This window comes from Solidesulfovibrio fructosivorans JJ], from assembly GCF_000179555.1.
Taxonomy (GTDB): Bacteria; Desulfobacterota; Desulfovibrionia; order Desulfovibrionales; family Desulfovibrionaceae; genus Solidesulfovibrio; species Solidesulfovibrio fructosivorans.
In genome coordinates, this window is the sequence record NZ_AECZ01000002.1 from 180893 (window position 1) to 193493 (window position 12601).

General features: G+C 66.1%; 10 protein-coding genes. 5 read left to right on the plus strand and 5 right to left on the minus strand.

Annotation, left to right across the window (positions count from 1 at the left end; translation table 11 throughout):
• Window positions 1–37 precede the first annotated feature (37 nt).
• From DESFRDRAFT_RS02295 to DESFRDRAFT_RS02305, 3 genes are all read left to right on the plus strand, one after another.
• Window positions 38–610, plus strand: a complete 573-nt coding sequence (locus tag DESFRDRAFT_RS02295) for an EF-hand domain-containing protein (RefSeq protein ID WP_005990722.1) — start codon at window positions 38–40, stop codon at window positions 608–610.
• Between the two features lie 153 nt (window positions 611–763).
• Window positions 764–2176, plus strand: coding sequence for a sigma-54-dependent transcriptional regulator (locus DESFRDRAFT_RS02300; RefSeq protein WP_005990724.1), 1413 nt, complete (start codon window positions 764–766; stop codon window positions 2174–2176).
• Between the two features lie 86 nt (window positions 2177–2262).
• Window positions 2263–2658, plus strand: a complete 396-nt coding sequence (locus DESFRDRAFT_RS02305) for a hypothetical protein (RefSeq protein WP_005990726.1) — start codon at window positions 2263–2265, stop codon at window positions 2656–2658.
• A gap of 185 nt (window positions 2659–2843) precedes the next feature.
• Here DESFRDRAFT_RS02305 and DESFRDRAFT_RS02310 read toward each other — a convergent pair whose 3' ends face one another.
• The 3 genes from DESFRDRAFT_RS02310 to DESFRDRAFT_RS02320 are packed head-to-tail and all read right to left on the minus strand — an operon-like array spanning window position 2844 to window position 5554.
• Window positions 2844–3950 carry a lytic murein transglycosylase gene (locus DESFRDRAFT_RS02310; RefSeq protein WP_005990728.1) on the minus strand — a complete coding sequence of 369 codons (1107 nt, stop codon included), beginning with the start codon at window positions 3948–3950 and terminating at the stop codon, window positions 2844–2846.
• Between the two features lie 2 nt (window positions 3951–3952).
• Entirely contained in the window at window positions 3953–4372 is a 420-nt protein-coding gene (locus DESFRDRAFT_RS02315; protein ID WP_005990730.1) for a hypothetical protein, read from the minus strand.
• A gap of 39 nt (window positions 4373–4411) precedes the next feature.
• Window positions 4412–5554 carry an SGNH/GDSL hydrolase family protein gene (locus DESFRDRAFT_RS02320; RefSeq protein WP_144004883.1) on the minus strand — a complete coding sequence of 381 codons (1143 nt, stop codon included), beginning with the start codon at window positions 5552–5554 and terminating at the stop codon, window positions 4412–4414.
• Window positions 5555–5824: 270 nt separating this feature from the next.
• Between DESFRDRAFT_RS02320 and DESFRDRAFT_RS02325 the strand changes: the two genes are divergently transcribed.
• Together DESFRDRAFT_RS02325 and DESFRDRAFT_RS23070 are read left to right on the plus strand one after the other, a co-directional pair.
• Window positions 5825–7282, plus strand: a complete 1458-nt coding sequence (locus DESFRDRAFT_RS02325) for an MBOAT family O-acyltransferase (protein WP_005990735.1) — start codon at window positions 5825–5827, stop codon at window positions 7280–7282.
• 503 nt (window positions 7283–7785) lie between these two features.
• A complete protein-coding gene (locus DESFRDRAFT_RS23070; RefSeq protein ID WP_005990736.1) occupies window positions 7786–9936 on the plus strand; it encodes a DUF459 domain-containing protein in 2151 nt (716 codons plus the stop codon).
• 277 nt (window positions 9937–10213) lie between these two features.
• Here the strand turns inward: DESFRDRAFT_RS23070 and nhaB are convergent, their stop codons facing one another.
• Both nhaB and DESFRDRAFT_RS02340 read right to left on the minus strand, forming a co-directional pair.
• Window positions 10214–11824, minus strand: coding sequence for a sodium/proton antiporter NhaB (nhaB, locus tag DESFRDRAFT_RS02335; protein ID WP_005990737.1), 1611 nt, complete (start codon window positions 11822–11824; stop codon window positions 10214–10216).
• 123 nt (window positions 11825–11947) lie between these two features.
• Window positions 11948–12565, minus strand: a complete 618-nt coding sequence (locus tag DESFRDRAFT_RS02340; protein ID WP_005990739.1) for a hypothetical protein — start codon at window positions 12563–12565, stop codon at window positions 11948–11950.
• Window positions 12566–12601 lie beyond the last annotated feature (36 nt).

Consider the following 12601-nt stretch of genomic DNA (forward strand, 5'->3'; position numbering starts at 1 on the left):
GGAAGGCTGGACCCGAAACAGCAAGGAGGATCGTCCCATGAAGCGTGCGCTTGCGGTGCTTGTTGCGTTCTTTGTGCTGTGTTTGGCCGATGCGGCCATGGCCTGGAAGAAGCCGCCCTTTGAAAATGTGGATAAAAACAAGGACGGTTTCATTGTTTACGAGGAAATGGTGGTCTTCAACTCGGGACTGACGCTGGTGCGCTACGGCGTCATCGACCTCAACAAGGACGGCAAGATCGACCGGGCGGAATATGTGGCTATGGGCGGCCGCACGGTCGGCCGGGCGGTCCGGGGCAAACACTACAAGAAGGCGTGGTGGCGCTGCTCGGGCCGGGAGGGCATGGACCTTTTCATGCGCGGCACGGACCTGCTCGTTGCCGGCGACAACGCGGCGGCGGCGGCCATGCTTTCCCAGGCCGTGACCAAGCGGCTTTGCGTGGATTACCTGAGCTACGCCTACTACAACCTGGGCATTGCCTGCATGCGCCTTGGCGATGACGCCTGCGCCAAGGCGAGTCTGGAGAATGCCCGGGCGCTCAATGTGAACAACACGGTGCCGCCGAACGATTTCGGGCTGGCCGGCACGCCTCGGGCGGGAGCCCAGCCGTAGGCGCGCACGTTTGAGGCGTCGGCAAGTGGCGCGGGGAACGCCAGGGCGTTCCCCGCGCCATCCCGGTCGACGCTCTTGACAGGCCGGGTCGGGATGTTCAACCAAGGGCGCAGGAATGCCGCAGGCACTGCGGCGGTTTAGCGGAGGCAGCCCTTGGGCAACGTGCTCATCATCGACGACGATCAGACCATACGCGACGCCCTGGCCAGGGTGGTCACACGGCTTGGCCACGCGCCCCAGATGGCCGCCACCCTGTCCGAGGGGTTGCGCCGGGCCGGAGACCGGGACGTGGATGTGGTCTTTCTCGACGTGCGCATGCCCGACGGCAACGGCCTCGACGCCATCGGCGACATCCGCCGCACCCCGTCGAATCCCGAAGTCATCGTCATCACCGGCTGGGGCGACCCGGACGGCGCGGAACGGGCCATGCGCCAGGGCGCGTGGGACTACATCGAGAAGCCGCCGTCGGTGAAAACCATGACCGCGCCCCTGGTCAGCGCCATGGAGCATCGGCGTCGGGGCCGGGATACGGCCAAGCCGGTATCGCGCTTTCGTTTCGCGGGCATCGTCGGCGACAACGCCAAACGGGCCCAATGCCTGGATCAGGCCGCCAAGGCCGCCCCGAGCGACGTCAACGTGCTGCTGACCGGCCCCACCGGCGCCGGCAAGGAGCTTTTCGCCCGGGCCATCCACGAGGGCAGCCTTCGCCGGGACGGGGCGTTCGTGGTGGTGGACTGCGCGGCGTTGCCGGCGGGCATTGTGGAAAGCGTGTTGTTCGGTTCGGAAAAGGGCGTGTACACCGGCGCGGACCGGCGTCGGGAAGGCGTGTTGCTGCGAGCCCATGGCGGGACGCTTTTTTTGGACGAAGTGGCGGAGATGCCGCTCTCGGTGCAAAAGGCCTTTTTGCGCGTGCTCCAGGAACGCCGGGTGCGCCCCGTGGGCGGGCTCGAGGAGGCGGCCTGCGATTTCCGGCTGGTGGCCGCCACCAACCAGGATCTGCCGGAAATGGTGCGCCAGGGAATGTTCCGGGAAGATTTGCTCTTCCGGTTGCAGGGCGTGAGCATCGAACTGCCGCCTCTGGCCGGACATCCCGAGGACATCTTGGAATTCGCCGACCATTTCGCCGTCGAGGCGGCGGAAAGGTTCGGGGGCGCGCCCCGGGTCTTTTCCGAGGATTTTTCCCGGGCTCTGCTCGCCTACCCCTGGCCCGGCAACGTTCGGGAACTCAAAAACACCATGGACGGCGCATTGGCCCTGGCCGGCGGCGACGAGGTGCTGCTGCCCGTGCATCTGCCCCTGCACATCCGGGTCTGCGTCGCCCGGAACCGGGTTTCCGCCCGGGCCGCCGCGGCCACCACGCCCTGGCCCATGGCCGGGGGAATGCCCCTGGCCGGGAATCTCCCGCCGTTTCGCGAATTCCGCGACAAGGGCGAGGGCGATTACCTGCGCGCCCTGACCGGCCGATACGCCGGCGACATCTCCCGCATGCTCGACGTGTCGGGGCTTTCGCGCTCCAGACTCTACGCCCTGCTCAAAAAGCACGGGCTGACTGCCGCCGGGGCGTAAACGCCGCTTTCCCCCAGTCCTTTCGCCGGCTTTTTTCACGACCGGCTAAAGATGCCCGCCTCGTCCGTCGAAAGGAACATCAAGGAATGTCGCGTGTAACCGGCATGGGGCCGGTTGCGTCGTCGCCCTACCCGGACGGTGCCCAGGTGAAGTATATCGTGATCCTCATCGGCATCATCGGTCTTGTGACCTACATCTTCGTGGGCGGGCCCAATGCCGTCACCGGAGCCGCGGACACGTATGTCGATCGCCGCCAAGCCGTCTGGACCGCCATTGCCGGGCTCGAGGCCAGACGCCGCGACATGCTGATCCGGGCCAGCATGCAAATGGGCTCGGCCTATTCCCCGGTGTCCAAGCTGTCCCGGGGCGGCGCCTACGCCGCCGGCTACCGCACAGGATTCAGCCAGGGCTACTTCGAGGGCAGCTTTCTGGCCGAAAGCCGCCGCCCAAACCCACTTTTTTTCTCTATTCCAAATCCTTAAGAAGAGGATAAGAGAATGCGAGAGGGGAAACCCTTTAAAAAGGGCAGTAGCCCCTCTCGCGCTCTCCCCTTCCTAAATTTTCTAATTGTGACGAGGCGTATTCGGATAACACGCCGTCATTATGAAAAGTCTTCGGAAGGGGGCTTGGGGGAAACCTTTCTTCAGAAAGGTTTCCCCCAAACTCTTTATCGCAACCGTGCGCCGATGCGGTCGGCCACGGTCATGACGGCGAGCACGTAGAGGTCGCTGTGGTTGTAGGCGTAGACCACGGCTTTGGTTTCGGCTTCGGTCATGCCGGGTTTCCAGCCGTGGCCGCGCAGGTAGCTGGCCACGCTCACGATGGCGTCGCTCGGGCAGAACAGGTCGATGACCCCGTCGCCGTCGGCGTCCACGCCGTAGCGCAGGGCATTGGAGGGCATGAACTGGCAGATGCCGATGGCTCCGTAGATGGAGCCAGGGATGGCGGCCGGGGCCTGTTTCTTGGCGGCGGCGTAGCGCAAAAGGGCCGCGAGTTCCTGGTAGGCCCACTGGGACCGGTCCTTGGCGGCTTCGGCGGCGAAGGCGGCGCGGTCCGAATCGCCGTGCAGCGTCTTCATGTACGGGGCGATCTGGTCGAGTTGCGAACTGCGGGCCAGACTCGCCAGGACGCTTAAGGCGTCGCGGTTGCCGAGGAAGGAGCCGAGGTTGGTCTCGACCACCAGGAAGGCGGCGATAAGCTCCGGCGGCGGGCCGTATTCGCGTTCGGCCTTGTCGAAGGCGGCCTTGTGTTCGCCCACGAACAGCGCGGCGGCGTCGATGATGGTCGGGGACAGGAAATGGCGGTAATTGCTGCGGGTCAGGGTCTTGTGGCTGGGCTTGGGCCGGGGCTCGAATTTCTTTCGGACCATGGCGTCGACCTTGCGGGCCATGATTTCTGGCGAATAGGTCACCGCGCCATCGGAGAACGTCCGGGCCAGGGTTGCCTTGTCCAGCCCGTCGGCGGCGAGCCTGCCGACGAGCGGCGTCCAGCCGCCCGCGTTGATCACGGCCGGCGCGGGGCTTGGAGCCGGAGTGGGCGCGGATGGCGGTTCGGATGCGGTTGCCGGGCCGGAGATGGCGGGGACGGCAGGCGCCGCGGTCGTGTCGCCCGTGGCCACCGTCGGCGTCGGGGCGGGCGCGGCATCGATTCCCGCATGCGCCGGTCCGGGGGCCTGGGTGGGGGCGCAGGAGGCGAGGGCCGCCAGCACGGCCAGACATATTGCCAGGCGTAGGAGCAGCCCGCGTGGGGCGTTTGCGCGAGGACGCGTGACCATGGTCAGCGTCCGCGTCCGAATTTCTCGAATTCCGCGAAAGCGCCGCGCTTGGCCCGGTTTTTGGCTTTGATGTCGCGCAGCAGGTCCGCCGCTTCCACCGGAGCCACCTTGGGGCCCCGGGACAGCTGTCCCGGCTCCAGGAACTGGCCGCCGAGATCGGTCAGCTCGTCGAGGGTGAGCATGGACCCCGCCGGTTGGGCGGGCTGGGGCTGTTGCGCCGTCGTCTGCGGCGCGGCTTCCGGGGCTGGCGGGATCGGGGCGGTCGTCTCGGGGACCGGCTTCGGCTGCGGCGTGGCGGCTGGCGCGCTACGGCGCTGTCCGGTGGCGGCCAGGCGCGGTACGAGGGCCTGGCGCATAAGGCGCACCTCGGCCAGGATTTCCTTTTGGACCGCGAGAATCTCGCGCAAAAGCGATTCTTCCATGTCCGGGGTCTAGCATGGGCCGAAAGGTGGGTAAAGCCGTCAAGGCCGATCCAGCTGGGCCACGGCCGGGCTCATGGAGGTCAGGGCGGCATTGGCCAGCAGCTTCGCGCCGTAGGGCGTCAGATGCACGCCGTCCGGGGTGCGGGCCGTGCGCGGGCCGCCCGGAGCGGGCAGGGTCCTGGCGTAATGCCCGGACGCGTCGGCCAGGGTGCGCCAGACGTCCACGTATTGGCAGCCGGGCAGGGCGGCGATCTCTTTGGCGATGACGGCGTTGATGGCGGCCACGTCGGCATTGAGCCGGGGATTGGCCATGACCGGCGAGCCCACCCAGTAGATGCGGGCGGCCGGGTTGTGGCTTCGGGCCAGCGTGACCAGCCGGCGCACCCGCCTGGCGTATTCCGCGTTCCAGCCCGGACGGCCGAAGGCCACCTTCTTTCCGTCCGGCCGGGTCATGGTCTTGTCGTCGTTGGCGGCGATCATGATGACCACGGTATCGGGCTTGGCTTTCGCCAGGGCGGCCATCTCGCGTTCCCAATCGAAGAAATCGGGCCTGGCCAGACCGCTCGAAACCTTGCCCCGGGCGGTAAAGCTGGTGCCGGGGCGGCCGGCCAGCATGGGGCGCAGGGCATTGGCCAGGAAAATGGACAGCGAATCCCCGGCCACGAGCACCGAACGCCCGGGGGCGATGCCCAGCGACGGGCGCGGCGCGGCGGCCTTCGCGACCGGAGCGGGGGCGGGCGACGTCGTCTTCTTGACGGCGACCTGGCGCGGGATCGGAGCCGGCCTGGCGGCGGGAGCGGCCTTCGCCGGCTCGGGCGCGGGGGGATCAAGGGCGGCAAGGGTTACCAGCCGCAACCGGCGGCCGGGGCCGCCGAGGTGATGGTCTTCGTTGACGGCCACCGGACCGGACAGCGGATGGGTGGCTTCCTTGTCCACGGTCAGACGCACCTGGTAGGCCGCGACGGTTTCCCGCACGGCGTGCAGATCCGGTTTGGCGGCGGCTTGCGGGGCGTTGGGCGTAAGGTCGAGGGACGCCACCAGGGTGCGCAGGGAATCGTCGCCGGCCGGCCGTGGCGCTGGAACAGGGTCGCAGTACGGCGCGCTGGGCGCGCCGCAGAGCATGGCCACGAGTGCGGCCAGAAAAAACAGGCTCTTGCCGATCCGGAAACGTGTCGGAAGCATGGCGTCTGTCGTGGCGTCTGGCATGGCGGTGAGGGTGGTTTGCCGCCGTCCGGATCGTCCGGCCGGGGCTTGGCCGGTGGAAATGCAAGGCTCGGGCCGAAACTGTCTTTTACTTACTATCTTGAATTATTGTATTTTGTCGAAGAGGCAGGGCGTCACTTCGCTGACGCCGTTGTCCGAGGCCGGTAAAGCCGGTTGCCTTTTGGCGGCGGCGACGCTAGCGTGCGCCACACTTTGGGCCTATTTTCCGGAGATTAAGCAGACCCCGCGATGAACATCACCAGCTTTGAATTCGCCTTGTTTTTCGCGGCGATACTGCCGCTCAACTGGATCCTGCGCCGCTGGGCCGCCCCCTACAGGGTGTTTTTGCTCCTGGCGTCCTACGTCTTTTACGCCTCGTTCAACGCCAAGTTTCTGCTGATCCTTCTGGTCTTCAGCTTCCTGACCTGGTTTTTCGCCGTGGTCTTCGCCGAGACCTCCGACCTGCGGTTCCGACGATTCTGCATGATCCTCTACGTGGCGTTTTCCCTGGGCATGCTCATTTTCTTCAAGTATTACGAGATGCTCTACATCTCCGCCGACTGGCTCTTCCGCAGCGTATCGGTCGAAAATCCCGTGCCCCTGCTCGACGTCATCATGCCCATCGGCATCTCCTTTTTCACGTTCCAGGGCATGTCCTACGCCATCGACGTCTACCGGGAGCCGGCCAAGGTGGAGCGCAGCCTGATCGAGGTCTTTTGCTTCATCTCCTTTTTCCCGACCATTCTGTCCGGGCCCATCCTGCGGGCCGGCAATTTTCTGCCCCAGCTCAAAAACAACAAAGTGGAGCCGGTGGATTTCACCCGGGCCTTTTACCTGCTCACCCGGGGGCTCATCAAAAAGATCATCATCTCGAGCTACCTGTCCGAGCATATCGTGCGCGCGACCTTCGGCGCGCCCGAAGGGTTTTCCTCGGCCGCCGTGCTGGTCGGGGTGCTGTCCTACTCCGCCCAGATCTACTGCGACTTTTCGGGCTATTCCGATCTGGCCCAGGGCATCGCGTTGCTGATGGGCTTCAACGTGCCGGACAACTTCAACGCGCCCTACATCTCCCAGTCCCTGCGCGATTTCTGGCGGCGCTGGCACATCACCTTCTCCGTGTGGCTGCGCGATTACCTCTATATTTCCCTTGGCGGCAACCGGAAGGGCCGCACGCGCAAATTCGTAAACCTGATCGCCACCATGGGCCTTGGCGGCCTGTGGCACGGCGCGGCCTACAATTTTCTGGTCTGGGGCTTCATCCATGGCTTCGGGCTGGTGGGCAACCACCTGATCATGGAATACCGCAAGGGCCGGGCGGCGGCCCGGGCGGCGGCGGGCATCCTGCCGCCGTCGGGTCCCACCGCTTCGGGCATGGCCTGGGCGACGCTTTGCTGGCTGACGACGTTTTCCTACGTCACGGTGGCCTGGGTCTTTTTCGGGGCCGAGGATGCGGGCAAGGCCGTGGACATCCTGAGACGCATCGCGGCCTGGGACCCCTCGGGCGCGGGATTCCGGCCCACCTGTCTGGTGCTGGTGGGGCTCGTCCTGGCCGTGCAGCTTCTCAATTGGTCGGGCCGGGACGTGTTTCGCCGGGGCTTCGAATGGCTGCCCATGCCGCTGCAGGGACTGGCCCTCGGCATCGCGGCGACGCTGATCCTCAAGCTCGGCCCGGACGGCGTTCTGCCGTTTATTTATTTCCAGTTTTAGAGGCGAAGAAAATGCGAGAGGGGAAACCCTTTAAAAAGGGTTCTCCCCTCTCGCGCTCTTCCCTTCCTCAATTTTTCAACGAATACGGCTCGAGATTGGTAACACCTTGCCATTGCTAAAAATATTTTGAAGGGGAGCCTGGGGGGAGAACCTTTCCGCAAGAAAGTTTTTCCCCAAGACTCTTTTTTTTCCTGTTTTTCCGCCCCATTCCATAAATTTGGTATTTTTCTTGTAAGCAAGGCCCCGTTCTGGTAAGGTGACCCTTCAGGATGGGATACGGCCATGGCGGCTGTGCCAGATCGCAAGCGCCTCGAATCGTTGGGGAAAACGAAGTTCAGGAGGCTTTGGCGCTTGTCGGGGCGCAGCGTTAGGGACGCTGGCTGTTTGAGTTTCTTATACCATCCCGGGTCGCGTTTCTTACATTATCATGCCGCTGCCAGGGCTTGCCGGACGCGATGGGGGTCGCGGAAGGAAGTCGTGGGAGAGGCGATGAGGTGTGTTTCATGCGAAACCCGAGTCAGGCCCTCCTCCTGGCCGTATTGATGGCGTCCCTGATCCTGCCTCCGGTGTTGCCGGCGGCCAAGGCGGCTGCGGCCGGCCCTGCCCATAACACGCGGACGCGCATCCTGCTTGTGGGCGACTCTCTTTCCATCGGTCTTGGCAAGCAGCTGGAAACCGTTTTCGCCGGCCAACCCGGCGTGCGTTTCGAGCATCTGGGCAAGGTCTCGAGCGGGCTGGCCAATCCGGCCTTTTTCGATTGGGACGCCCATCTGACCTCCCTGGTCGCGGCCAGCCATCCCGACATCGTGCTCGTCATGGTCGGGGCCAACGACGACAAGCCGTTGCCCGGCGCGAACGGCAAATCGCTTCCGTTTGGCACCAAGGCCTGGGACGCGGCCTATGCGGCGCGCCTGTCCAAGCTCCATGCCATCGTCCGGGCGGCCAACCCCGGCGCTTCCGTCTATTTCATCGGCGTGCCGGTCATGGCCGATGCCGCCTTCGACAAAAAGATGATCCATATGAGCGGGGTTATCGCGGCCACGGCGCGCCGCCTGCCCGACAGCCATTATATCGACGTGCGCGACGTCCTTGCCGCCGCCGACGGCGCGTTCGCCCCGATGGCCAGGACCCCGGACGGCGGCCTGACCAAGTTGCGGGCCGACGACGGCGTGCATATTTCCGGGACCGGCTCCCGGCTTCTGGCCGGACGCTGCCTGGAAGCCGTGGCCGACCCGGCCGGACTGCCCAGGGCGCGGCTTTTGGCCTCCATAGAGGACAGGAACGCCCGGCCGGTGGCCGGCGCGGCGGCCAAGCCCGCCGTCGTGCCCGTCACGATGGTGGCCGCCGTGACGCCCGAGCCTGCCAAGCCGCGCACCGCAAAACCCCAGGCCGCCAAGCCGGCAGTCGCCAAAGCGCAGGCGCGGCCGGCCAAAACGCCCGAAGTGGCGGTCGCCGCGGCCAAGCCCGCTTCTCCGGCGACTGCCGCCGCCTACACCGTGGCCGACGGCGACACGCTTTGGTCCGTGGCCAAGCGCCTCGGCGTCTCGGCCGATGCCCTGACCCAGGCCAATCCGGGTGTGGACCCGCGCCGTATGTCCATCGGCCAGTCCCTGTCCGTGCCGGCCGGCGGCGCGATGGTGGCCGCGGCCGCGTCGGCGACCCAGTCCGCCCTTGCGGCCGGACATGGGCATATCGTGGCCGAGGGCGACAATTATTGGTCCGTGGCCCGGCGTTACGACGTGAGCGTGGCCGCCCTGACCGCCGCCAATCCGGGCGTGGACCCGACCAGGCTGCGCATCGGCCAGGAACTCGTCATTCCCGGCGCCGCTTCCGGCGCGCCGGTCCATGTCGCGGACGACGGCCGCTACGTGGTGGCCGACGGCGACAATTTCTGGTCCATCGCCCACCGCCTCGGCATCGACGTGGCCGCGCTCACCCAGGCCAATGCCGCCGTGAACCCGCAAAAGCTCCAGCCCGGCCAGGTGCTGTCCCTGCCCGGCGTGAGCAAGGCCGACAGCGGCGACCACGCTCCGGCCCTCGAGTCCCGCACTGTCGGCGACGCCGCCCTGTATCCCGTGGCCAAGGGCGATACCCTGTGGGGGCTTTCCCGCCGCTTCGGCGTGGACCTCGATACGTTGCTCACGGTCAACGGCGAGGTCGATCCGTCCCGGTTGCAGGTCGGCCAGCTCGTGACCATCCCCGGCGGCCAGCCCGTGGCTTCCGCCGAGACCCTGGCTTTTCCGGTGTCCGAGGGCGATACCTTGGCCAGCATCGCCAAGCGCTTCGACGTGAGCGTCGCGGAGCTTATGGCCGCCAATCCCGGCGTCGATCCGCTCCGCTTGCAGGTGGGGCAGGTGCTGCGGGTGCCGTCGTCGCTGGCCGCCGTGGCCGCTTCGGGCTCGGGCCGGCAGACCCCGGCCCAGGCTTCCGTTCCCGTGGCCAATCCCGCCGAGGCAACGCCCGCGCCCGGCCGGAGCCCGCGCCAGCACACCGTGTCGCTCGGCGATACGGTCTGGGACATCGCCCAGCGCTACGGCCTCAGCGTGGAGCGCATTCTTGCCGCCAACAGCGGTCTGGACCCCATGCATCTGCGCATCGGCCAGACCATGCGCCTGCCCGGCGATGCCGTTGTGACCATGGCGGCGGTCCGCTGATTGTATTTTATGGTTTAGGGCCGTCCGAAGGACGGTGTGCCCCTTCGGCGGCCGGCGGGCTGTCGCGGGGTATCGCGGCGGAACCGCCGGGTGGGCCTAGGCTATCGGCCTGAAGTCCGATTCCGGACGGGACGATCCGTTTTTTTTTGCGACCAAGCGGGAAGGGCCGCGAAGGTCCCGGCCATGGGGAGTATGGCCGGGACCTTCGCGGCCCTTGGCGTTTGGGGAACGGTTCCTCTCCCGGCGGGCGGGCGCTTCGCCGGGGAGACGCGGTCCTTTAGAGCATCACCCAGACGGCGATGAGGCCGGTTGCGGTCATGGTGATGGTGTAGGGCAGGGCCAGACGCACCATCTGTCCATAAGACAGCCGGATCAGCGGGGCCAATGCCGAGGTCAAAAGAAACAGGAACGCGGCCTGGCCGTTGGGTGTGGCCACGCTCGGGATGTTGGTGCCGGTGTTGATGGCCACGGCCAGCCGGTCGAACTGGTTTATGGCCGCCGTGACCTGGGGCAGCACTTCCTTGGGCAGCGTGGCCAGGACGTCGGCCCGTTGGATATGGGCGTCGGTCAGCTTGGCCAGCAAATCGGCCCCGCTCATGCCGAGGCCCTGCATTCCGGAAAAGAGCTGGATGAAATGGGCTTTGGTCTCGGTAATGTAGACCGTGGCCACGAACACGTTGTCGCTGATCATGGAGAGCAGGCCGTTGGCCAGGTAATAGGCCGCGGTCTGGGTCTTGCCGGAAAGCGACAGCACGAACCCGATGACCGGCGCGAACAGGTGCTGGTCGTGGATGACGGCCACGATGGCGAAAAAGACCACGAGCAGGGCGGTAAACGGCAGGGCCTCGGTGAAGGCGTTGCCGATCTGGTGCTCCTCGGTGCGACCGCAGAAGGCGGTGAGCAGGATGATGATGGAAAGGCCGATCAACCCCACTTCGGCCAGATGCATGGCCAGGGCGATGACCAAGTATATGGCGGCCGCCGCCTGGACGTACAGGATGGCCCGTGCCTTGTTGGTCATGCCGGCATCGCGCCGGGCGTCGTCTTCGGCCAGGACCCGGCGCACGGTGGCGGGCAGGGTATGGCCGTAGCCGAAGAGACGGAAACGCTCGACACCGACGCAGGTGAGAAGGCCCACGGCCAGAACCGGCATGGAGACCGGCGCCACCTTGATGAAAAACTCCGCGAAGTGCCAACCCATTTCGTGGGCCACCAGCAGGTTCTGCGGTTCGCCCACCAGCGTGCACACGCCGCCAAGGGCCGTGCCCACCGCGCCGTGCATCATGAGGTTGCGCAGGAATCCCCGAAATCCCTTGAGCTCGCGCCGGCAGGCGTCGTCGAGGCCGGTTTCGTCGCCAAGTATGCATTTTCCGGCCGAGGCATGGCGGTGGTAGACCTCGTAAAAGCCCAGGGCCACGGCGATGATGACGGCGGTGACGGTCAGGGCGTCGAGGAAGGCCGACAGGAATGCCCCGGCGAAGCAGAAAAGAAGCGACAGCAGGATTTTCGAGCGCACCTTTATGAGCAGCTTGGTGAAGGTGTACTGGAGCATGTCCTTCATGAAATAGATGCCAGCCACCATGAAGATCAGCAGCAGGATGACGGGAAAGTTGTGCAGAGCCTCGTTATAGAGGGTCTCCGGCGAGGTCATGCCCAGGATAACGGCTTCCAGGGCGAGCAGGCCGCCGGCCGGCAGCGGATAGCAGGAAAGCGCCATGGCCAGGGTGAAGATGAACTCGGCGATAAGCACCCAGCCGGTGACGAACGGGCCGGCCAGCTGCAGCAGGATGGGGTTGGCGATGAGAAAGGCGGCGATCGTCAGTTTGTACCACTCGGGCGAAGCGCCGAGCAGGTTGGAGATAAAAGCCTGAGGCAACGTCTTGGTCATGCGGATGCTCCTTGGGCGCGCGTGATCGGGCGTATCGGCCGATACGATAATAGTATTACAATATCGTAATTCTCTCGTCGGGCCAAGGAGTTCCGGCGGCCGGGCGCGGGGGGTGGGGCCGGATCAGGCGGCGGGCCAGACGATACGGATGCGGCCCGGAGCCATGTCCAGGCGCGCGCCCAGACGCTCGGCCAGGGCGTGGCCTTCGCTTTCGTCCGGGGCGGGGGCCTTAGGATCGAGCCCCTCCAGGGCCAGGGCCGTGCCGTCGGTCTCGGCCCGGGAGGCGACGGTGAGGGCCCGATTCGGGCCGGGGCGCTCCAGGGCGATGTCCAGGCACCAGGCGACAAGGCGGCACAGCAGGAACGGATCGGCCGTGACCGTGGCCGGGTCGCCGGAAAGCGTCGAAAGTTCCACCTTGCGCATGTCGGCCTGCCGGCAGGCCAGGGCCACGGCCAGGGCGGCGGCCTCGGGCAGGGAGACGGCGCGCCGGGCCTCGTCCGGGGTGTGGGCGAAACGGTTGAAGTGGGTGAGCAGCGCGTCGCCCCTTCGCACCTGGCGCAGCAGGCAGGCGGCGGCCGCGGCCAGCCGTTCGGGTTCGAGGGGCATGCCCTTCCCGGCCATGCAAGCCAGGTCCTCGAGCAGGCCGGCCTGTTCGTGCATCACGGCCAGGACGTTTTTGAGTTCATGGGAAACCGAAGCGCTGACGCGGCCGAAAAAAAGCAGGTCGTCGCGTTGCGGCATGGGCGTATCCTCCTCATGCGTCCCCGCGATCGGGGA